The 23,229-nt window shown below is 53.2% G+C and carries 17 protein-coding genes; 3 read left to right on the forward strand and 14 right to left on the reverse strand.

Features of this window, described 5'->3' with window-relative positions:
• Nucleotides 1–26: 26 nt before the first annotated feature.
• The 12 genes from DWX59_RS16870 to coaBC all read right to left on the reverse strand — a co-directional run bounded on the left by DWX59_RS16870 (nucleotide 27) and on the right by coaBC (nucleotide 16,871).
• Nucleotides 27–1,337 (reverse strand): hypothetical protein, encoded by a 1,311-nt coding sequence (locus DWX59_RS16870; protein WP_117560387.1) that lies wholly within the window; start codon nucleotides 1,335–1,337, stop codon nucleotides 27–29.
• Nucleotides 1,338–1,459: 122 nt separating this feature from the next.
• Nucleotides 1,460–2,866 carry a dipeptidase PepV gene (pepV, locus tag DWX59_RS16875; protein ID WP_117560388.1) on the reverse strand — a complete coding sequence of 469 codons (1,407 nt, stop codon included), beginning with the start codon at nucleotides 2,864–2,866 and terminating at the stop codon, nucleotides 1,460–1,462.
• An 82-nt stretch (nucleotides 2,867–2,948) separates the two neighbouring features.
• A complete protein-coding gene (locus DWX59_RS16880) occupies nucleotides 2,949–3,395 on the reverse strand; it encodes a GatB/YqeY domain-containing protein (protein WP_117560389.1) in 447 nt (148 codons plus the stop codon).
• An 83-nt stretch (nucleotides 3,396–3,478) separates the two neighbouring features.
• Entirely contained in the window at nucleotides 3,479–5,083 is a 1,605-nt protein-coding gene (locus tag DWX59_RS16885; protein ID WP_117560390.1) for a peptide chain release factor 3, read from the reverse strand.
• A gap of 177 nt (nucleotides 5,084–5,260) precedes the next feature.
• Entirely contained in the window at nucleotides 5,261–7,243 is a 1,983-nt protein-coding gene (locus DWX59_RS16890; protein WP_117560391.1) for a glycoside hydrolase family 127 protein, read from the reverse strand.
• A gap of 39 nt (nucleotides 7,244–7,282) precedes the next feature.
• Entirely contained in the window at nucleotides 7,283–8,116 is an 834-nt protein-coding gene (locus DWX59_RS16895) for a carbohydrate ABC transporter permease (RefSeq protein ID WP_117560392.1), read from the reverse strand.
• A gap of 1 nt (nucleotide 8,117) precedes the next feature.
• Entirely contained in the window at nucleotides 8,118–9,026 is a 909-nt protein-coding gene (locus DWX59_RS16900) for a carbohydrate ABC transporter permease (protein ID WP_117560393.1), read from the reverse strand.
• A 211-nt stretch (nucleotides 9,027–9,237) separates the two neighbouring features.
• The gene (locus DWX59_RS16905) at nucleotides 9,238–10,497 is read right to left on the reverse strand and encodes an extracellular solute-binding protein (RefSeq protein ID WP_117560394.1); all 1,260 of its coding nucleotides are present in this window, start codon (nucleotides 10,495–10,497) and stop codon (nucleotides 9,238–9,240) included.
• Nucleotides 10,498–10,652: 155 nt separating this feature from the next.
• Complete coding sequence (locus tag DWX59_RS16910) at nucleotides 10,653–12,134, reverse strand: ABC transporter substrate-binding protein (protein ID WP_227116207.1); 1,482 nt, start codon at nucleotides 12,132–12,134, stop codon at nucleotides 10,653–10,655.
• Between the two features lie 39 nt (nucleotides 12,135–12,173).
• Nucleotides 12,174–13,694, reverse strand: a complete 1,521-nt coding sequence (locus tag DWX59_RS16915) for a response regulator transcription factor (RefSeq protein WP_117560395.1) — start codon at nucleotides 13,692–13,694, stop codon at nucleotides 12,174–12,176.
• A gap of 99 nt (nucleotides 13,695–13,793) precedes the next feature.
• Nucleotides 13,794–15,629 carry a cache domain-containing sensor histidine kinase gene (locus tag DWX59_RS16920; RefSeq protein WP_117560396.1) on the reverse strand — a complete coding sequence of 612 codons (1,836 nt, stop codon included), beginning with the start codon at nucleotides 15,627–15,629 and terminating at the stop codon, nucleotides 13,794–13,796.
• Between the two features lie 36 nt (nucleotides 15,630–15,665).
• A complete protein-coding gene (gene coaBC / locus DWX59_RS16925) occupies nucleotides 15,666–16,871 on the reverse strand; it encodes a bifunctional phosphopantothenoylcysteine decarboxylase/phosphopantothenate--cysteine ligase CoaBC (RefSeq protein WP_117560397.1) in 1,206 nt (401 codons plus the stop codon).
• A 106-nt stretch (nucleotides 16,872–16,977) separates the two neighbouring features.
• Here coaBC and DWX59_RS16930 point away from each other — a divergent pair, with 106 nt between their 5' ends.
• Nucleotides 16,978–17,745 carry a type III pantothenate kinase gene (locus DWX59_RS16930; RefSeq protein ID WP_117560398.1) on the forward strand — a complete coding sequence of 256 codons (768 nt, stop codon included), beginning with the start codon at nucleotides 16,978–16,980 and terminating at the stop codon, nucleotides 17,743–17,745.
• Between the two features lie 93 nt (nucleotides 17,746–17,838).
• Here the strand turns inward: DWX59_RS16930 and DWX59_RS16935 are convergent, their stop codons facing one another.
• Nucleotides 17,839–18,492, reverse strand: coding sequence for a DUF3298 and DUF4163 domain-containing protein (locus DWX59_RS16935; RefSeq protein WP_117560399.1), 654 nt, complete (start codon nucleotides 18,490–18,492; stop codon nucleotides 17,839–17,841).
• Nucleotides 18,493–18,774: 282 nt separating this feature from the next.
• Here DWX59_RS16935 and sigG point away from each other — a divergent pair, with 282 nt between their 5' ends.
• Together sigG and DWX59_RS16945 are read left to right on the forward strand one after the other, a co-directional pair.
• Nucleotides 18,775–19,551: an RNA polymerase sporulation sigma factor SigG gene (gene sigG, locus DWX59_RS16940; RefSeq protein ID WP_117560400.1), complete on the forward strand. Its 777-nt coding sequence runs from the start codon at nucleotides 18,775–18,777 to the stop codon at nucleotides 19,549–19,551.
• 118 nt (nucleotides 19,552–19,669) lie between these two features.
• Nucleotides 19,670–20,596, forward strand: coding sequence for an NYN domain-containing protein (locus DWX59_RS16945; protein ID WP_117560401.1), 927 nt, complete (start codon nucleotides 19,670–19,672; stop codon nucleotides 20,594–20,596).
• Between the two features lie 64 nt (nucleotides 20,597–20,660).
• Here DWX59_RS16945 and DWX59_RS16950 read toward each other — a convergent pair whose 3' ends face one another.
• Nucleotides 20,661–23,192, reverse strand: a complete 2,532-nt coding sequence (locus DWX59_RS16950) for a YcxB family protein (RefSeq protein ID WP_117560402.1) — start codon at nucleotides 23,190–23,192, stop codon at nucleotides 20,661–20,663.
• Nucleotides 23,193–23,229 lie beyond the last annotated feature (37 nt).

Below are 23,229 nucleotides of genomic sequence, written 5' to 3' on the forward strand. Positions count from 1 at the left end.
CAGCCGCATCCGTATCCCTGCATTCATTAAAAGGTGGATTCGCCGGAAACCACAATATCTCCCGGATTGATTCCCCCGCCAGTTTCACCTGCCCCACAGACATCCATGCCCCCGGGCATCACGGGAACGCCTATTTCCCCTGCCATCGGAACAGGCCCGTAGTCATCCCTGATTCCCCTGTGTCTGCGGTAACCGCGGATGTATGCCTCATCCGCCATCCCTTCCTTTACCAGGGCATGGTCACTTCCTTTTCTGGCCGAGCGCATCCGCTTTAATTCCAGCTCCAGTTTGCGGCTCTTCTTTTCCTCGTTCTGCTCCAGCGCCTTCTTTTTCGCGCACTGCTTCAGCTTTTCCCGGTTCAGCCGCCGGACCTTCCTGCCGCCTCTTCCCAGCAGCTTCTGCAGGGAACGGACAGCCCGGTTGGCTTTCACCCTCTGCTCATCATCCCCATATACGGACGCCATCTTAAGACGCACGATGTTGCGCTGTATATCCCCCATGACCTGCTGCACCTGGCCGCTGGAGCGGGCGGAAGCCATCTTCCTGTACTGGTCTGACACATTGTATGATTTGCGGCAGATTACCCGGACAGCGCCGGTATTGCCAGAGGAACCTCCCATCATATCCCCCACGACCTTTGCCTGGTCCGCTGCCAGCATATCCTCAAGGGGCCTCTTATCAGCAGACTGGTCATGTTCCCTGGCCGCGGCCGCCCATGACCAGCTGTAATCCTTTCCCAGGAACACGCCCATGGCCGCCCCATGGCCGGCAGCTCCCCAGGACGCTTCATTCCCTGCTTTTGCAGCCAGTTCCGAGACTTTCTGCGCCAGCACCCTGGAACATGTGTCAAACCCGTCCCGGCTGCCCTGCATCCGGTCAAGGAATTCCCGGCTGATGACCAGATGCAGCCCTTCCCCAAGACCGGCTGCCAGATTGGCCCGGTCCCCTTCTTCTTCCGCCGCCCAGATGGTGATTCCGGGGTAACGCTGCTTTAATTCTTCAATCAGCCGCAGGGCATGGGCTTTAAGGTCCGGCTGTCCTGCACTGCCGGACCACTGGACCCGGTCAAGACGGACATGATTGCTGTTTTCCGGCAGTTCCGTCTGTGTGTCCGGGGCGCAGGCATCCGGGCTGCACGTCCTTGCAGCCGGGACGCAGGCATCCGGGCTGTATGTCCTTGCGGCCGGGGCGCAGGCATCCGTACCATGGGCATCCTGCCTGTGTATCTCTGCTTCCTGTATATCTTTTTCCTGTACACCATATAAATGGGACAGCCGTGAAAGGCTGCTGTCCATACCTTTTACGGGCTGTCCCTGTAATCCGGTCAAACCGCCCATACTGATTTCTCCTTTCCATCTTTACCGCATTTCCATATCATTCCGGTCATTGGCTCCAGTCAGCAGGGGTGTGTTGATCATGCATATATTTCCGTATTTCTGATTCCTGCAATACAGCAGGTCTAGCTGCACAGCTCCACAATGGCCTGGGCAAATATCTTGGCGCTTACCAGCAGCTCATCCACCACCGCGAACTCATCTGCGCCATGCATATGGTTATCGGTTCCAGGAAGGGCTGCGCCAAATGCCACGCCGTTCTTAAGGTGATGTACATATGTGCCGCCTCCGGTGGATTCACAGCTGCCCTTAAGACCGGTATACGCTTCATACACCTCCAGAAGTGTCTTCACAAAATGGGAATCCCCGTCCACATGGTGGGGCGGGACCATGGTTTCATTTTCCAGGGTCAGGCCTTTGGCAGCCATGTTCTTCTTGACTTCCTTCAGTACATTGTCCTCATTGGAACAGATGGGGCAGCGGCTGTCAAACACGCCCTCCAGGCTGTCTGAGGAAACGGTCAGCATGCTGAACGCCAGGGTCAGGGCTCCGGACAGTTCATCCTCCATGGCAATGCCGGCAGCCTTTCCGCAGGTATCTCCGTGAGGGAACAGTTCCACAAGCGCACCCACGGCGTCCATCTGCGGGCACTTGGCCAGCGGCAGGCGGGTCAGGTATGACAGCAGTGCGGTCAGGGCATTCCTGCCCTCCTGAGGTGTGGATGCATGGGCGCCGCCGCCCTGGGCCGTAATCTGGATTACAGGGAAATTGCCCTCAAAGCCAAAGGAAACGCCGGTCTCTGCCTCCACTTCCCTGGCAGTCCCTTCCAGTGTCCCAAGGTCCACACCCTCTACCACTGCCTTTGCTTTGCCCGGAACCACGTTGGCCTTGATTCCCGCTTCCACCTTCACAAGCCTGGGCACTGCCTCAGACGCCTTGAAGGATGCGTTAAAATGTCCCTCCAGACGGCCTTTCTCAATGTTAATCACAGGGAACTCCGCGTCCGGTGAAAATGTCATGGGCGCTTCCTTCTCCCTGCCGTAATAATACTCAATATCAGAACTTCCGCACTCCTCGTCCGTACCAAGAATCAGGCGCACGTTCTTTGACAGCGGGATTCCCAGCTCCTTAACAGCCCTCATTGCGTAGAGCGCCGCAACAGCCGGTCCCTTGTCATCCGCGGTGCCGCGTCCATAAAGCATGCCGTCCTTTACCACCGGTTCAAAGGGAGCTGTTTCCACCCAGCCTTCCCCGGCAGGCACCACATCCAGATGTGCCAGGATGTCCAGATGCCTTTCCTTGTCATTCAGGTCAGCGGTTCCCACATAATTGTCATAATTGTTGATGGTAAATCCATATCCCTCGGCCATGGCAAGCGCTGCCTGAAGGGCCTCAAAGGCGCCCTCCCCATAAGGCTTTCCCTCCACATAAGGCTTCTTCTCGCTGTTAATCCTGCAGAGGGTACAGATGTCCTCAATCATTTCATCCTTGTGGGCATCTATGAATCCTTCAATTTCTTTTCTGTATTCCATATCAAATCTCCTCCATCCGCGAAGGCGTCCCCGCGCTATTATATTTTACAAATCATGGACTGGCTGCTGCTCCTTAATATCCCTACTTAAGCATGGAGGCCAGCGTCTCATTGACCACCTTGCCGTCGGCCTTTCCCTTTACCTTAGGCATCAGCACCTTCATGATGGCGCCCTTATCCTTGGCCGTGGGTTGGGCCAGGCCCAGCTCATCCAGCACGGACCGGATTATCTCCGTAATCTGCTCCACGCTCATGTCAGCCGGTGCAAATTCCCTGTACACAGCCAGGCGGGCGGCCGCCTCTCCCCGGATATCCTCACGGTCAGCCGGAGCCAGGTCGTAGGTTTCCTGGGTCTGTTTGATTTCCTTTTTCACGATTGAATTTTCTTCTGCCTCTGTGAGGGGCTCCCTTTTATCTATCTCGGCATTCTTCAGTGCTGACAGCAGCATGGAAAGGGAATCCTTCCTTGCCTTATCCTTGGCCTTCATGGCTTCTACCATGGCGGCCCTTACAACATCAATCTTACTCATGTCAGATACCTCCTGCTTTCCCCGGCATGACAAACCGGGATTCTTCATGATCAATCACATGCTGATGATGAAACGCGCATGTATTACGCTTTGCCAAATTCGCTGAGCTTTAGACCCGGGTTGCGGTCCAGCACCATGCCCACGCTCCAGCTGTTGATGAACAGCAGCAGCGGGTTGTCCTTTAAATCCTTGATGCGCTTCATGTCAGAGGTTCCCTGGATTCTTGCCACATCCACCTCGCCCGGGTTCTCTACCCATCGGATATGCTCAAATGGAAGCTTCTCCAGTATGACCTCCACATTATACTCATTCTGGAGGCGGTAGGTCAGCACCTCAAACTGCAGCACGCCCACCACGCCCACAATGATTTCCTCCATACCGGAATTGAATTCCTGGAATATCTGGATGGCGCCCTCCTGGGCAATCTGGTTCACGCCCTTGATGAACTGCTTGCGCTTCATGGTATCTACCTGGCGCACCCTTGCAAAATGCTCCGGCGCAAACGTGGGTATACCCTCAAACTCAAACTTCTCACTGGAACTGCACAGCGTGTCGCCGATGGAAAAGATGCCCGGGTCAAACACACCGATGATATCCCCTGCATAGGCCTCCTCCACGATTTTGCGGTCCTGGGCCATCAGCTGCTGGGGCTGGGTCAGGCGGATTTTCTTGCCGCCCTGGACATGGTTGACCTCCATTCCTGCCTCAAACCTGCCGGAGCAGATACGCATGAACGCAATCCTGTCCCTGTGGGCCTTGTTCATATTGGCCTGGATTTTAAACACAAATGCAGAGAAATCCGGGCGGAATGGGTCGATTTCCCCATCTAACGTCCTTCTGGACAGAGGCGGGGTGGTCATCTTAAGGAAATGCTCCAGGAATGTCTCCACGCCGAAGTTTGTCAAAGCAGAGCCAAAGAATACAGGAGAAAGGTCACCCCGCTGTACCCGGTCCATATCCATCTCGTCGCTGGCGCCGTCCAGCAATTCAATATCATCCATCAGCTGCTGGTGGTAGGAAAAACCGATGATATCCTCCAGGTTCCCATCATCCAGCCCGTATTCCTGGCTTGCAACCTCCTTGGCGCCGCCCATGGCAGCCGTAAAGGTGGTTATCTTCCTGCTGAAACGGTCATATACGCCCTTAAAGTTCTTGCCGCATCCAATGGGCCAGTTGACCGGACAGGTGCGGATTCCCAGGACATTCTCAATCTCATCCATCAGTTCATACGGGTCCCTTGCCTCACGGTCAAATTTGTTGATGAATGTAAAGATGGGGATATGGCGCATGACACAGACCTTAAAGAGCTTAATGGTCTGGGCCTCCACACCCTTGGAACCGTCAATGACCATGACGGCTGAGTCGGCTGCCATCAGGGTACGGTATGTGTCCTCTGAGAAATCCTGATGCCCCGGCGTGTCCAGGATGTTGATGCAGAATCCCTCATAATTAAACTGCATGGCGGAAGAGGTAACGGAAATACCCCTTTCCTTCTCTATCTCCATCCAGTCCGATACCGCGTGCTTGGCCGCCTTGCGCCCCTTCACCGTACCGGCCAGGTTGATGGCACCTCCGTACAGCAGGAACTTCTCAGTCAGTGTGGTCTTACCTGCGTCGGGGTGGGATATGATTGCAAATGTCCTCCGCTTTTTTATCTCTTCTGCCAGCTGGCTATCTATCTTTGACAAATGTCCGTCCTCCGTTTTCCATTGTGTAAAATAGGACGTACCTTGGAAGTACGCCCAAAATCATCCATTCTTTATTTTATTATGGTTGGAAACAGAAGTCAAGGTGTTTGTCCTGCTAAAAAATACAATACGCAGCCGTTCAGACGGCTCATCCTCCTGCCGCCTGAACGGCTGCGTTCACATTTTATATAGTTCCTTCATCCATACAACCATCTCCCCCGCTCCCCGGTTGTTCCAGAATGCATAGGGAACCGCCTTCAGCTTCACGTCCTCCCATGTGACCGGGTGCAGGCCGTAGAGCTCATCCTCCCCCCATCCGCGGCCCGATATCCTCTTTCCGGCAAAGGACAGCCCGATGATGCCTCCAAACAGGTCCTGCCCTTCCTCCTCAACCAGGGCACCGGAATCCACATAGACCGCTGCCAGGTTGGAGCCGTTGTCAGCCTCCTCCAGACAGTATACAACAGGACCGCGGACAAGGGCCACTTTGCCGCTGTCGGCCCGGACCAGTGGATTGCTGTGCACGAATTCAGCCGGCGCCTCCCAGGTCACATGCAGACAGGTATCTCCTGTCAGGCGGATAAGGGCATATCCCTTTTCCCGGTCAAAGGAAATATCCTTACCGCGTTCCGCGGCCGGACCGTCTGTCCCGGCCGCATCTGTTTCCCTCCCGCATTTCACCGCGAAACCCCTGGCATAATCCGGCATCCTCACGGCCAGCTTCATGCCTGTTTCAGGCACTCCCCTTAGGGTGATATCAGCCCCCATCTTCCACGGGAACCTGGTTTCCACGGAAACAGACACTTCCCTGCCGCCCAGTTCCACCGTGGTTTCATTGGCAATGAACAGGTTCACATAAATGCTTTCCTCATCCACGCCATAGATATACTGCCCCATGGAGGCCAGGGTCCGCGCAATATTTGGCGGACAGCAGGCCACGCCAAACCATTTCTGCCGCACTGGTTTCACATGCTCCTTTGATGTGCGGGGCAGACAGTTATCCGGCCATACCTCCAGGGGGTTTACATAGAAAAAGCTTTTTCCATCCAGGGCAATACCTGCCAGCACCGTGTTATACAGGGCCCGCTCCACCACATCATAGTATTTCGCCTCCCGGGTGATGCTTCCCATGCGGCTGCCGAACATGGCCAGGCCGATGGAGGCGCAGGATTCAGAATAATTGCAGTCATTGGGCAGGTCATAATCCGCTGTGAACCGTTCCAGGATACCGGATGAGCCGATGCTGCCCGTGATATACATGCGCTTCCCAGTCACATTGTCCCATAAGGTGCGGCAGGCCTCCATCAGGGAGTCATCCCCGCAGGCCTCCGCCAGGTCAGCCATGGCGCTGTACATGTACATGGCCCGCACCGCGTGGCCCTCTGCTGTCTTCTGTTCACGGACCGGCAGATGGGACTGGGAATACAAAGGCTCATAATCCTTGAACTCCGGGAAAATGTACCGGAATCCCGGGCGGCCCATTTCCTTTAGGAAATAGTTCTCCCCCACGCCCCTGGCGTCTATAAAATATTTTGCCTGCTCCAGGTACTTCTGTTCCCCGGTTACCTGATACAGTTTAATCAGGCCGATTTCCACCTCCTGGTGGCCGGGATATCCATGGATTTTCCCGTCTTCAGCCCCAAAGGTATCACAAATCAAGTCCGCAAACCGCAGCATCACATCCAGGAACTTCCTTTTGCCCGTTCCCATATAATATGCCACGGCCGCTTCCATCATATGGCCCGCCGTATAAAGCTCATGTCCCTCGCACAAATCGCTCCAGCGCTTTTCCGGCTCCCTGATGGTAAAATAGGTATTCAGGTAACCGTCCGGGCACTGGGCCTTTGCGATGATGTCAATGACCTGGTCCGCGGTGCGCTCCAGTTCCTCATCCGGTCCTGCCGCAAGGACAAACCCCACTGCCTCCAGCCACTTGGCCACATCCGTGTCCTGGAACACGGCCCCGTAAAAATCCCCTTCACACAGGCCGGCCGCTATCTTGAAATTCATCAGGCTGTGGCTTGGCTCGGCGTCCTCTATCCTGTCATTAATGGCATCCCACTGATAAGGGATGACCGCCTCCTTGACAAGGGCGACATGTTTTGACCAGAACGCGTCATTGATATGTATTTTCTTTAAATCTACCGGATGCAGCTTCATTGTCCCACTCCTTTTCCTTTTTTAGTCCCTGCCCCTCCGTCACGCCTTCACCGCGCCGTTGGTAAGTCCGCTTACAATATATTTCTGCATGAAAATGAATATCAGCACCACCGGGGTAATGGCAATGATTCCGAATGCCATGGTGGAATTCCACAGTGTCTGGTACTGCTGCACATAATTGTAGATACTGGATGTAATCGGCCTCATGTTGGGGTTTGTGATAAAGGTAATCCCGTAAATCAGATCGCCCCAGGCATATACAAAGGAGAACACGGCAGCCACCACAATCCCGGGCTTGGCAATGGGCAGCATGATCTTTGTGAACGCCGACACATGGCCGCATCCGTCAATCTTGGCAGCCTCATCCAGTTCCTTTGGAATGGATACAAAATACGTGCGCAGGATGATGATGCTGAAAGGTATGCCCAGCGTGGCATCCGCCAGGATGGGAGCCCAGTACGTGTTCAGCAGGTGCATTTTAGAGAACATGATGTAAAGGGAGGTCAGCACCAGGGTGGATGGAAGCATCTGTGTAATGAGGAAGAACAGCACCAGTCCCCTCCTGGCCCCGAACCGGAACCTGGCAAGACCATAGGCAGCCGGGATTGCAAGCACGGTTGCGATGACGGTTGCGCCGCAGGATATGATCAGGCTGTTCTTAAATCCCCTTAAGGTATCCCCTGAACTGGAAAGCTGCTTGGCAAATGCATCAAAGGTCAGGTTCTCTGGCCACAGCGGGGTGGGGATGGAAAATATCTCTACCTGTGTCTTAAGGGCAGTGACAACCATCCAGTACAGCGGGAAGATGAAAACCAGGAACACAAGACCGCCCACCAGGAATGAAACCAGTTTACTCCTACTCTCTTTCTTCATATCACATCACCTCGTCATCACTGATTGTCTTGATATAGAAGCAGCCCACCGCCAACAGGATTAAAAACAGCACATTGGCCGCGGCGGCGCCCTGGCTGAACTGGAATTCCTCAAAGGACAGCCGGTACGCATAGGTTGAAACCAGCTCCGTGGAATTCACGGGTCCGCCTTTTGTCATGACCCATACAAGGTCAAACACCTTAAAGGTATAGACAAAACCAAGGGTCAGGACCGACATGATGGCCGGTTTAATCATGGGAATGGTAATCAGGAACAGGGTCTGAAGCCTGCCTGCCCCATCCAGGCTGGCGCTCTCGTAGATATCGCCTGGAATGGTGGTCAGCCCCGTGATAAGGAGCATCATGTTAAAAGGTATGCCGATCCATATATTGGCCGCCACTGCCGCTGCCATTGCAAGGCCGGGCTTTAGCAGCCAGTCCAGGGGCTCCTTCACAAGCCCAAGGCCCATAAGGAACTGGTTAATGATACCGCCGCTGCTGGCAAACATGAATTTGAACAGGAGTCCGGCCACTGTCACGGGCAGGAGCCAGGATATCATGGTCACGCCCCGGAAAAAGGAACAGCCGGGAAACTTCTTATTGAACAGCAGCGCCAGCCCAAAACCAATGATGAACTGGAAAAATATGGAACCCACCGTAAAGATCAAGGTATTCATGATTGCCTTGGAAAGAATGGAATTTTTTCCTGTAAACAGCTCCGCATAATTACGCAAACCCACGAATTCCTGTTTTGCGGCATCTGAAAATGTATATACATCCACATTCTTAAAACTCAGTATTATATTCTGTATCATCGGATAGCCGATGAACACAAGCATGTACAGCACTGCCGGGGCAGCAAACAGAAAGCCCATTTTGGCAGCCGTGTCCATTCTTTTATTTCCCTTCATCCGGATTCTCCCTCCTCCATCTGGCACTTCCCGGCATAGATACGCCAATCTATAGCACCTGTTATTTACGCCGGGCGGCACCAGTGCTCCATCCGGCCAGAAGCCGAACCGGCATCGGGCGGACATAAAACAGGCTGCGGCCCGTAAACCGTGCCGGTATCGCATCAACCGTGTCACTGCGGGGCAGCCTGTGTATCTTGTTTTAAGATTGCTACTTTACGGCGTCCACCGCGGCCTGTGTGTCCTCTGCCACCTGTTCAGGCGTCTTTGCCATGGTAAGCGCTTCCTGGAAGCCCTTCTGGATCGCGGAGGAATAGGATGGCCAGGATGCGGACGGTCCTCTTGGAATGGAGGTCTCCAGCTGGGTAATGAATTCCGCCTGGATCGGGTCCTCGGTCCAGTATGGGTCCTTGGCCGCCTCTGTCTTTGGAGGGAAGGAGCCGTACTGCTTCATGGCCTCCACCATCACGTCGGTCTGGTCATAATATTTGAGGAAGGCAACCGCGCCCGCGGTGTCATCCTTTGCAACCACGCCCATGTTCTCGCCGCCAAGGATGGATGTGGCCTGGCCGCCAGCGGCATCCTTTTTCGGAAGCACGGTCACGCCGTACTTCAGGTCCGGCGCGTCCTTTGTAATGCCGGGAATCTGCCATGGTCCGTTCTGCTGCATGGCCAGGTTGCCTGCTATGAAGTTGTTGTTTACATCTGACTGTGTCCAGTTGACAACCTCTTTGCTCCAGGAGCCGTCTGAAATCATTTCCTGCATCAGCTCATATGCCTCGGTGCCGCCCTTGATGTCGGTGTAGCTTCCGCCTGCCGTATAGAGCCACTGGAGGCATTGGAATGTACCTTCATCCGTATTAGTGGCAGCATTGCCAAAGCCGGTCACGCCGTCCTTTGTAAGCGTCTTGGCCATTTCATGGAAGTCATCCCATGTGGTGTTCTCATCCGGATATGCAATTCCTGCCGCATCAAACATATCCTTGTTGTAGAACAGGGCCGTACAGTTGGTTGCAAAGGGAATGCCGTAATGCCTGCCGTCCGCCATGGTAGATTCCATTGGTCCGGCTATGTATTCATCCCATTTAATATCAGCATCCGAAATATCCCCGAACAATCCCAATGATATAAAGGATGCCATGGAGCAGCCATCCAGGATGACCAGGTCGGGAAGTTCTCCGGATGCAATGCCCAGGGTCAGCTGTTTCTCATAATCAGAGAAAGGCACGTACACGTGGCTTGCCACGTATTCATCCTGGGATGCGTTGAACCCATCCAGAAGGGTGGTCATCATGGCCTTCTGTGCATCTGTCTCAAAATAATCCCAGATAACCACTTCCTTTTTGCTGCCCGTGTCCGCTGCGGCCTGTGTGCTGCCGCCGGACGCGTTCCCCGAACCGGAGCCGCATCCTGTAACCAGGGAAGCAGCCATTGCTGCACATAATACTGTACTGATGAATCGTTTCTTCATTCTTAAAAACCTCCCTCTCAATCATGTTTTGCTGTTGGTGGTTTCATTATAAGAGAGGGAAGTCTGGTTTGTTAGGGGAAAATATTAAAGAGGGTGGATATATTTTAAATCCGACAGGAAATCGGTTTAAAATTATCCACCCTCATTAAATTTCTCTACCCAGAATCATTCTTCCCTATGCACAGCCTGACTTTACTCCCTATGGCGTCCGCGGCCTCCTGGGGCGACAGCCCGCCTGTCATCACCCCATAAAGGCTTTCCGACAATACCCCGGTTATCCTTGGCCAATACGGATAGGCGCTGCGTGTAATACAATGTTCCATCTGCTGGGCAAACACCTGATAGGCCGGATTGGACTCCTGAAGCTTTGCGGCCAGCCGCCTGACAGGAGGCAGGGCGTACATCTGTTCATTGAGCCGCAGCATGACATCGTCCTCATAATAATAGGCCAGCAGCGCCAGGGCGCCGTCCACATTCTTTCCCTTGATGACCCCGAAGTTCTCTCCGCCGGTCACCACTATGCTGCGCTCATCCACGGGCAGCTTGACCACCCCGTAATCAATGCCCGCCTCCTCTGCCAAAGGGAGGGCCCAGGGACCGTTTTCCATCATGGCGCATTTTCCTGCGGCGAACTGTCTGGCCACATCCACCTGGGACCAGTTGATGCAGTCCCTGGGCATATATCCCTTCTCCACCATATGCGCAAGCATGGAAAGGGCTTTTACGGTTCCTTCCCCGCCCAGGCTTTCCATATCCTCACCCGTGGACAGAAGCCAGGGCACCAGCTGGAAGGAAGACTGCTCTTCCAGTATGGCCGACATGGTAAAGCCATACCTGTCCTGTGTAGTCATTGTCTCTGCCGCCTGGATGAATTGTTCCCAGTCCTGCGGCGGCTGGATGCCCGCCTCCCGGAACATGTCCCGGTTATACACAAGGCCCACATTATTGCAGCAGAACGGCACCCCGTAATACCTGCCGTCATACTGTACCGAGGATATGACCTCGGGATAGAATTCCGCCAGGTCATAATCTGCCTTAACCGTCTCTGTTATATCCTCGAAAATCCCCAGCTCCACATATTTCCTCATATCAGGATTGTCGATGATGACCACATCCGGCAGGTTCCCTTCCGCCACTCCGATGGAGAGAAGCTTTTTAAATTCAGAAGACGGCCCCTGGTATTCCCATCTTGCCACATAATCCTTCTGCCGGTTATTAAAGCCTTCCACCAGCCGGTCCAGACCTTCCTTCTGCTTCATTGTCTCATAGTAAGACCAGATGACCACCTCCCGGGGCCCCTCATCCATAAGGGCGCCGTCCTGCCGGTCCATGGAAAGCCCTGAAGTTGCGTCTGCTGTCCCGGGTCCTGATCCTCCGGCAGCCTGTTTTCCGTTTCCGTCCCCTCCAGCCCCCCGCTGGCCCCCGCATCCGCCAAGCAGGACCGGGACAGCCAGAAGCAGGACAGCCAGGACCAGACTAAACAGCCTCCGCTCAGCCAGGGCCAGACCGCCCAGCCTCCGCTCTGCCAAGGCCAGACTGCCCAGCCTCCGTTCAGCCAAGGCCAGACTGCCCAGCCTCCGCACAGCCGAAGATAAAACAGACGGCGCAGCCATACACGCTGTCTTCCATTTTCCCATGTCATCCCTCCTATCAGCCTTCCGATTCCTTCCGGCCTGTTACTGCTGCCTGTAATCCCCAGGCGACACGCCCAGCTCATCCTTAAACACCCTTGCAAAATACTTGGGATCCGTATACCCTACTGCCTCCGCAATCTCATATACCTTCATGTCCGTGCCCTTTAAAAGCCGTTTGGCATGGCTGATACGGAATTTTCTCAGGAACGTGGAGAAATTCTCCCCCATTTCCCTGTTAAAAAGGGTGCTCAGGTATTCCGGGGTGATTCCCAGCCTGCCGGCCACATCCTCCAGGGATATCCCCTCCTTGTAATGCTCCCTTATGTAGTTGATGGCCCGCTTGATGGTGTAGTTGCTGATATCCTCTTTCATGCGCCGCGGACTGCACACAAGGGCCATGCCGTCCCGGTAGTTCTGTTCCATTTCCCGGAGCGTGACCGCCTCCGTGCATTTTGATAAAAGGTCCGCATTCTGAAGCTGTGAATACGCGTCCCCGTCAATTTCCCGGACCGTGTCTAACAGCAGGTAAACCGCTTTCAGATATGCCTGGCGGATTTCCTGCTCTTTGTAAGGCCCGTCTTCCATATAACGTATGAACATTTCCCCGGATTCCCGGGCAGCATCCCACAGGCCGCGGCACAGGGCGTTTTTTATTTCCATGCCGATGTCCGCCGGAAAATGGAATTCCTTCCATCCAATCCGGTCCATGCGCTCCCTTGTAAGCAGTCCGCCATCCGTTACAGGCATGGCCTCCTTTAAGAGGGATTCCGCGTCCCTGGCCGCCTTTTGGATGTCCTCCAGGCAGTCAGCAGGCACTTCTGCCCACACGGCCCGCTCACTCCGCTGCCTGTAAGGCCGCACAATCCTGCGCTCCACTGCCTGTCCAAGAAGGTATGGGGCATCCCCGGTATCCGGCAGGGCGGCCAGGCATATGAACCTGCGGCGCATCTTATCAGACGCCATATGCAGGGTAATGGCCGGCAGCTGTCTGCTTATCTGCTCCCATTTGGCATATATCTCTTCCTCATAACCAATGGGGGCCTCTCCAGTATATCCAAGATACAGTTTATAATGGCTGTCAGGTTCAAAACCGCAGATAGCCCTGATGCGTCCGGCTTCCTCCTCTGACAGCAGGCCGCCGTATACCAGTTCCTTGATGCACTGCCCGGGCGTGCCTGCGTTTTTCTGCTCCTCTTCCTCCATCTTCTTCTCAATGCGTTCCAGCACGTCCACGATATCCTCTGCCGCCAGGGGCTTTAGAAGATAGTCCTCCACCCCGTAATAGATGGCCTTCTTGGCATACTCAAATTCTGAATAGCCGCTGAGTATCACGGCCCTGGTGTTCAGGTTCATATCATGGAGTTTTTCTATCATCTGCAGCCCGTCCATTACCGGCATGCGGATGTCCGTGATAACCAGTTCAGGCCTTAACCGCAGCGCCAGGTTCAGTCCTTCCTGCCCATTGGAGGCCTCGCCGGCTACTGTATGTCCTGTATGGGATTTGATAAGCTTTGCCAGCCCTTCCCTTATCATCACTTCATCTTCCACAATCAGTATCCTCATAACATCCTCCTGCATTTTCGGCGTGTCCGGACATGGATTCCCGCCATTTGGGCCGCTCTAAATCGTGTCCGGGCAGAGACTCCCGCCATTTGGGCCGTTCTAAGGCGTGTCCGGACAGGAATTCCCGCCAGCGGTTCCCACGGGCAGCGTCAGTGTGATGACCGTCCCCATGCCCTCGATGCTGTTGACATTCCACACAGCCTCCCTGCCGTAATACATGTCCATCCTCGCAAACGCATTGTGCAGGCCGATGCTTCCGCCCTCGTCCCTTACAGCCTGTTCGCGCACATTAAAGGACTCCGCCATCTCCCGGGGCATCCCTTTTCCATTGTCCTCAATGATGATATTGAGCCGCTCCCCGGTGTCGGACAGGAATATGTCCACCCGCAGCACGCCTCCCTTCTCCATGCCCTTAAATCCATGGATGACTGCATTTTCCACAAAGGGCTGCAGAAGCAGCTTGTATATCCTTACGCTCCCTGCTGCCTCAGCTACATTAAGTTCAAACCGGAAGGACTGGTTGAACCGCATCTGCTGAAGGCTTATGTATTTCTCCAGCCAGTCAGCCACCTCTGTCACGCTGACCATCTGGTTGCTCCTGTTCACGCTGTAGCGCAGGATGACCCCTAGATTGCGCAGCATGCGGCTGATCCCGTACTCTTCCTTTTCAATGGCCATCCAGTTGATGGAGTCCAGGGTATTATAAAGGAAATGCGGGTTGATCTGGGCTTCCAGGGCACGGATTTCCGCATCCTTCTGCTTATCCTTTGCCTCTGAGACCTCGGCAATCAGGTTCCTGACCTTGCCTGTCATATCGTTGAAATTGCTGGCAATCTGTCCCAGTTCGTCCTTGCTGTCCAGTGCCACGGATACGTTCAGGTTCCCCTCCTTCACCTGGTCGATACCGTCTATAATCAGGGCAACCGAACTGCCGATCCTGCGCACGATGTAGCTGATGAGGACGCTGGAAAACAGGATGGCCGCCAGGCTGATAAGGATGAACATGATCTGGTTATTCCTGATATCCCTCATCATGTAATCCTTGTTATAGACATTATAATAGACCCATCCCCTGTGCCCGTTGACATACTTGTTAACAGCCGTGTTCTGCCCCTTAAGCAGCCCTGTCACCTGGACAAATTCCTGCACGGTCAGCTTGGGGTTCATGCTGATTCCCGTATAGAAGGAATTGGGATAGGATATGACGAATCCATTGGTATCCGTAATGAAATTAATGTTATACTCAGCCTCATCCTCTGCAATGGCTACCGCGCATATGTCCCGCAGCACACTCTCATCCACGCTCATGACAATGGTGGCAATGGTTCCCCTGTCCAGGTTGTTATAGTCATACATGCATTTGGAAATATGGAAATAAAACGCATCCCCATCATATCCCTTGTGCCTGGTGGTGGGAGTCACCAGCATGCCCGGCATTCCCTGTACGTCACGGTAAGGCGCGATTTCCCGCAAATCCCCATAGTCATCCCAAAGATTCTCGATGGAGGAACCCGTGCCCGCATCATAGGTAACAGACTGACCATTGGCACAGATCACACTGATGCTCCGGATGCCCCTGACGGATTTCTCCGCCTGCTGCAGCCGGTTGTAAATGGCATGGAAGGCCACCTCCCTGCCCTCCCCATTCCCGTTGAGCAGGGTGTTGACATTTTCAATGATTTTATCATCCACATATATCTGATAAACCAGGTTTGAGTATATATCCATGGTCAGGTCCACGCGCTCCGACAGCTGGGTCAGGTTGTCTACCATCAGCGTGTCAATCTTGCGTTTCAGGGAATTGGAATTCATGTTGTAGCCAATGAACTGAATGGTTAAAATAGGCACGATGGACGCCATGACAAACGCGGACATGATCTTCCTGCCTATCTTCATATTGTTGAAATGGTCCAGCAAGCGCAATTTACCTTTCATGGGCACTACTCCTGTACTTTTGTCACTCAGCGTCCCTTATTCCCCAAGGCGTGTTTGGCAGGCCATGATTTCGGTCAGCAGTGCGTACGCCACCTCTTCCTTGCCCATCATGGGAAGTTCCTTCTCCCCGTGCCTGGTAATGATGGTCACCACGTTGGTGTCCGTTCCGAAACCGGCGCCCTCCACCTTCAGGTTGTTGGCCACAATCATGTCAATGTTCTTCCGCTCAAGCTTTGCCCTGGAATTCTCCAGCATGTTCTGGGTCTCCATGGAAAAACCGCACAGGAACTGTCCGGCCTCCCGATGACTGCCCAGCCAGCCAAGGATATCATCCGTACGTTCCAAGGCAATGGAAAGGTCACTGTCAGACTTTTTAATCTTCTCAGCACCAACAAAAGCCGGGCGGTAATCAGCCACAGCCGCAGCCTTTATAATCACGTCCTGCCCATGGCTGCGCCCTGTTACAGCCTCATACATCTGTCTGGCGCTCTCCACCGGAACCACATCCACAAACAGGGGCGGTTCAAGATCCACGGGTCCGCTGACCAGCGTGACATCCGCGCCGCGGTATGCTGCTATCCTGGCAATGGCATACCCCATCTTTCCGGTGGAATGGTTGGTAATGAAACGTACCGGATCAATGGCTTCCCTGGTAGGCCCTGCGGTTACAAGGATCTTCTTTCCTGCCAGGTCCTTGGGATATCCGGCCTCCCTCAGTATATACCGGTACAGCACTTCGGGCTCCGGCATCTTGCCGGCCCCCGTATCCCCGCAGGCCAGATAACCGCAAGCCGGCGCAATGACCTCCATGCCGTACCGGCGGCAGATCTCCAGATTATCCTGAAGGATTGGGTTCTCATACATATTGGTGTTCATGGCCGGGGCAATGATTTTCCTGCACCTGCACGCCATGATGGTGGTGGTCAGCATGTCGTCCGCAATGCCATGGGCAATCTTGCCGATCACATTGGCCGAGGCAGGGGCCACCATCACAACATCCGCCTGCTTTGCAAGGGCCACATGCTCCACGCTGAACTCAAAGTTCCTGTCAAATGTATCCACCAGACACTTATTGCCGGTCAGGCTTTCAAATGTTATGGGGTTGATGAAGTTGGCTGCATTCCTTGTCATCAGCACATGCACTTTTACCCCCTGCTTGACCAGCATGCTGGCAAGAATGGCAATCTTATATGCGGCAATACTGCCTGTTACTCCCAGAAGTACGGTCTTTCCTTTTAGCATAGCTTCCTCCCTTGGGATTGTGACTGTTGTTTTTCAAGTCTTTCTATGGTACAATCCATGATAAAGTATATCATATATTTTTTCCAATGGAAAGGAGTTCCCCTGCATGATTTTAGCGATTGACATGGGCAATACCAACACGGTAATCGGAGGTATTGATGAAGAAAGAACCTATTTTATAGAGCGGGTCACCACGGACCAGGGCCGCACGGACACGGAATACGCGGTGAGTTTTAAGAACATCCTGGAGATGAACCAGATTGATGTTTCCTCCATTGAAGGCGCCATCCTGTCTTCCGTGGTCCCTCCCCTTAACTCCACCATCATGAGCGCCGTTAAAAAGGTCACCGGCATATCCCCCCTGCTGGTGGGTTCCGGCATGAAGACCGGCATGAACATCATCATGGACAACCCCAAGACCGTTGGAAGCGACCAGATCGTGGACGCGGTGGCTGCCAGCCATGAGCATCCCCTGCCCCTTGTTGTCATTGACATGGGCACTGCCACAACCCTTTGCACGGTGGACAAGAAGGGGAATTATATCGGGGGCGTCATCCTGCCCGGACTCAAGGTTTCCCTCAATTCCCTGAGCAGCAAGACAGCCCAGCTTCCCTACATCAGCCTGGAGGTCCCAAGCCATGTCATCGGCAAGAATACCATTGACTGCATGAGGTCCGGCATCATCTACGGCAATGTGGATATGATAGACGGCATCCTGGACCGCATGGCGCTGGAGCTGGGCGAGGTCCCAACGATTATCGCCACAGGCGGCCTGTCCAGGTTCATCGCGCCGCTGTGCCGCCACAATATCATAGTGGATGACGCGCTTCTGTTAAAAGGATTATTAATCCTGTACCGGAAGAATACCCAGTAAGACATCACAAAAAACAGCGCCCAGGGGTTCAAATCCCGGCGCTGTTTCTTTGTTTGCCGTGTGAGGGTCCGTGTGCATGGACCATCCTCCGTGTCACGAGTCTGTCCCTGAAAAAGGCAGGAGGAATTCCGTTATTCCGGTGGAATAAGGTGCAATGTCATACTGCTGGTAATACACCACAATGCCCTGAGGCGTAAGGTAGAAATTCCCGGCCTGGAATGTGCTTCGCAGCAATTCAGGATAATCCTCAAAATACGTGGAAGGTTCTGATTTAAGCCTTCCGGCAATCTCGTACTCAATCCAGCTTTGGATATCCTTGATATAGTCTGGATAATCCGGATAAAAACTGCCTAACCCAAGCTGGCGTCCGGTTTCAAAATCCCAGGTCTGGGACGTGCGTCTGGTCGAGCCGTGGGCGCCTCCCGTAAATTCATACTGGTCAAAATACAGGCTGACAAAACAACCATCATTATATGTCACCGTATAACCTATATCAAATTCATAGGGGAAAAAGGGGAAATTGCCGGTACGGCTGTATTCAAATGCGCTGACCGCCTCCGGATACAGGCTGCTGCGGCAGTATGCCCCCTTTTCCTCTGCCATGGAACGGTAGAACTCATTGACCTGCCATGAGCTGTCCTGACCGCAGGTACTGGAAAACTGGGGATATCGGATCTGGCAGTTCAGGACCGGCATTCCCTGGTACTCCATCTGGTCCGTCAACGTGTACTGTGTTATGGTCTGCATGGATACCTCATATATGTTTTTTACATATATATGATTGGCGGCCCTTCATTATTACGTCCAAAATCCTTCAAAGGACGGCGGCGGCGCTGATAAATGAATCAGCACCGCCGCCGTCCTCTCCCTTTACATCTTCGAAATACAAAAAATGGAAATCTTTTTCTACCCCCAAATCGTATAAAACCATCCGAATCCGTACATCATTTCGTTATAGCAGATTCATCCAGTGCAGTCCTGCCATTTTTTTATGTCAGGATGTATGGCAATATAACGGAGGTAAGGATTATGTCGGGCTACAAAGTTGAGATTTGCGGAGTCAATACCGCCAAGCTGCCTTTACTGAGTAATGAAGAAAAAGAGGAACTATTCAAGAGGATACTGAACGGAGATAAAAACGCCAGGGAGCAGTACATTAAAGGGAACCTGCGCCTGGTACTAAGCGTAATACAGCGGTTTTCAAACAGCCAGGAGAACATAGATGACCTGTTTCAGATTGGCTGCATCGGCCTGATTAAAGCCATTGATAATTTTGACATCACCCAGAATGTTAAATTCTCTACCTATGCGGTTCCCATGATACTGGGCGAGGTCCGCAGATACCTGCGCGACAACAATTCCATACGCGTAAGCCGTTCCCTCAGGGATACGGCCTATAAAGCCCTCTATGCAAGGGAACAGCTGACAAGGGTCAATTCCAAAGAACCCACCCTCATGGAAATAGCCCAGGAAATCGGTGTGTCCAAAGAAGATATCACTTATGCACTGGATGCCATACAGACACCCGTCAGTCTTTACGAGCCCGTGTACACGGACGGCGGCGACCCGCTTTATGTAATGGACCAGATCAGCGACAAGAAAAACCTGGAGGAAAACTGGGTGGAGGACCTGTCACTGGTGGAAGCCATGAAACGTCTGCCGGAGCGGGAACGCCATATTATCGATATGCGGTTCTTTGAAGGAAAGACCCAGACCGAGGTGGCCGAGGAAATCCACATCAGCCAGGCACAGGTCAGCCGTCTGGAAAAAAATGCTTTAAAGAGCATGAAGACCTATTTAAGCTGACATACGTGCAGAAAATTATACGATTGTGCATGTTTGTCGCTCACTTTTTCTTGAAGCCCCTCCTGTGATATGTTACACTGGATATAGTAAGAAATAAAATAAGAAAGTGAACATATCTATGGAACAATGTGAAAGAAGATTTGCAGTATTAATTGATGCGGACAACGTATCACCTAAGTATATCAAGTATATCCTGGACGAGGTCTCAGACCAGGGAATCGCCACCTATAAGCGGATATACGGGGACTGGACGGACAATGAGAAACGCAGCTGGAAGAACGTATTACTGGACTGGTCCGTGAACCCCATCCAGCAGTACAGCTACACCACCGGAAAGAATGCCACGGATTCCGCCATGATCATCGATGCCATGGACATCCTCTATTCCGGCAATGTGGACGGTTTCTGCCTGGTATCCAGTGATTCTGACTTTACCAAGCTTGCCCAGCGCCTCAGGGAGGCCGGGATGTTTGTAATGGGAATCGGCGAGCAGAAAACCCCCAAGCCATTCAGGGCTGCCTGTGATACCTTCAAGCTGCTGGAGATCATTTCTTCCGATGACGCGCCTGAAGCCACTGTGATTGAGAACCAGAAGACCATCACAAGCATTGATGAGATCCAGAAGGCCATTGCCAAGCTGCTGATTGAGAACAACAGCCAGAACCAGCCCATCATCCTGGCCCGCGTGGGCAATTTCCTGACCAAACGTTTCTCGGATTTTGATGTGAGGAACTACGGTTATTCCAAACTCTCCACCTTCCTTGAAAGCATGGACAACAATGATTTCCAGGTGGTGAAGCTGCATGGCGGTTACTTTGTACAGGAGAAAAGCGCCAGCATTTCCAAGGCTGAGATTGAAAAGGAAATCATCCGTATGATACGGGAGAATAAAGGACATGTGGACAACCTGAGCATTGTCCATGAAGAGCTGAAAAAGGCATTCCCCTCCTTTGATGTGAAGCAATATGGGTTCAGCCGTATTTCCAGCTTTATCCGCAGCTTTGGGACATTCAAGATTAAGGATAATATGATACAGATGAGATAAGACAAAAGCGCCCGCAGGCAGGAAATCCAACCCGGTTCCCTGGCCTGCGGGCGCTGTCAGCCGCCTATTCCCGTATCACCTCAAAGCCGTCCCCAAACGCAGCAATATCCCACATGCCGATGAACTCCCGGGGCACCGGCATCCTGGTCATATGGCTGGCCAGCGCTTCCCACTTCTCTATCTGGAATACCACATCCATATCCTCCCAGATAGCCGATGCCTCCTCCATTGACAGGTCCATATACTGCAGCAGCTCCTCCGGAAACTTCTGCTCCGCGCCATAACACTGGAACTCCTGCTCCAGTATGTCTTTATGAAAGGACGTGGCCCTTTGGCAGGAATGCTTCTGGTCCTTGCTGCAATATGCCACCATCAGCAGGTCCCCGTCAAATTCATCATACAGGATCACATCTGCCTGGAAGATTTCCGATACCTTCCTGGCGTTCGGCTCATAACAGTTCTGCTGCAGGCTTGGGCTGTCTATTCCCAGCCAGCGGCTGTCCTTGCTCCGGACAGCCAGTGCCTGTCCCTGCCTTGAACCAATAAATCCCTTATCTATCTTTTTCACCTTGTCCAGGCATTCCCTGATATCCTCATCCCCCATCTCCTCTTCCAAAAGTACCAGACAGCTGGTCATCACTATATTCCTTCCATAATAGCCGCGGAACACCGCGTCCTCCATCTGCCTGCAGATTCCTGTGGAAATGTCCAATAGACGGAAGGAATCAAGGACTGCCCTGGCCTTCCCGATATTCTCCGGTGTCTCCTCCTCCAGCCAGATAGATACCGTGTAGGTATACTCCGGAGCCATCAGGCTTAAATCCAGGCTATATTTCCCATCCCCCTCCGTACTGCGGATTTCCTTCCTAATAAGAATACAGCCATCCTTTTCCTGGTACGTATACCCTGCCACCTGGGGAATGGGGACCTGACGCTTAAGCAGTTTTTCATTTTCCGCCATATTGGCTTTCATCTGCTTCATGTATTCGTCCTTTGTCTTTGGGATGCCTGTACCCGTCATCGGGCGCGGTCTTCCCTCGGTGCGATAGCCTCGGACCACGACATGTGCCCAGGATGAGGCCAGATGGTCATCGTCCCTTGACAGGCTGAGGTCTTCCCACTCTCCCGGCGGAAGCTGGATGGTAAAATATTGTTTGGATGACACATAGGTCCCATCCTTTCCCACCTGGTCAAATACCGTGTCATCCGGCACGGTTACCATATACTGCGCCTTCCAGGCATCATCCGCCCCACCCCTGTCCTGTTCTTCCTCATCCACCTGTAATAATTCAGCCCTTACACGCGCTGCCTCCGCAGACATGTCGTCTATCATATGGAAATATCCGGCGCCGCTTAAAAATACTCCGGGATGATAGAAATAATCCAGATGGCCGCCGGTCCTGAGACTTTTGCCCAGGCTTCGTCCCCAGATGGCAATGGCCACTGTAATGAGGGCTGTCATCCCAATCAGCATGTATCCGCTGACCGGATGGCCCATGCCTCCTGAACCCTTCTGTTTATTCCGCTTTTTCTGGCACTTCCACCAACGCCGGCCGGATAGTTCCTCTTTCCTTTTTCTATATTCTGAGAACCAGCCCGCGCCGGATTTCCCATGCTTTCTGTATGGGTTCATCACAGTCAGTCTGTCCGGATCCAGCCGGGACCGTATCCATACACGCCGCTTAGACCGTTCCTGCGTCTTTGGGGTGTCAAGCTTAACAGGATTCAGTCCGGGAAGCCCCGGCGGCCTCCGGCCATTACACACCGCCAGGAACCGGCTTATACACAAAGGCGGCTCCGGCTCTGGTTCTCCCTGGTTTTCCAACCGCTCCTGCCCCGGTTCCCCCATACCGTCCAAACAATCCACGGGCAGCATGATTTCTTCCCCATCCCCTTTTATCAAATACAGGCAGTCCCGGGTATGAACCGCGGATTTTAAATCCCCATACAGATGCCGTGCCATGGAGCGCTCCCCATATTCATAGATTCCGTCCGGCTCCAGCGTAAGCGCCTGGACGCCTGCATAGCGGTAGGGAAATACCGCCAGGTTCCTCAGGTTCTGCAGTTCCTTTTCTTTCCTGCCAAGACCCATGTATGCTTCCATAACCTGGTCCACTGTCCTGGTAAAATAAAAGCAGCGGCTCCCATTCCTGCGGCACCGTTCCCTTACCGCCTCAAAATCCGTCCGTTCACAGATACCCCTGCTGCAGAAGGCCTTTAGCTGCCCAAGCCATTTCCCGGCCCCATCTTCACCACCAAGTGCACGTTTTGGCACTGCCCAGAATTCCTTCTGTGCAAAAAACAGGATTAATGTCCCGGTTTCTTCCAGGTCTGTCAAAGTGGAATACAGAAGGTTCAATTCCTTCTGGCCTGACCATATATGAATACTCCTGGATTCCATCCGGATTTTTGTATCCTCTTTCAGGTTCGAAACATCCGGCCTGGGATATGTCTGAAAATTCATTCCCGCCAGCTGTGCGTCCCTTTTCCGTCTGAGGAATGACCTGCCAAACCATTGGATGAATTCTTCCTGCTCCTTATCATCCAGACGGTAGGACACCTGGGCCTCCCCTGTCTGTTCCATATCTCCTGACATTTACCTTCCCCCCTGCTGATGTCTGCATGACGTACCC

The organism is Enterocloster aldenensis (assembly GCF_003434055.1).
GTDB lineage: Bacteria > Bacillota > Clostridia > Lachnospirales > Lachnospiraceae > Enterocloster > Enterocloster aldenensis.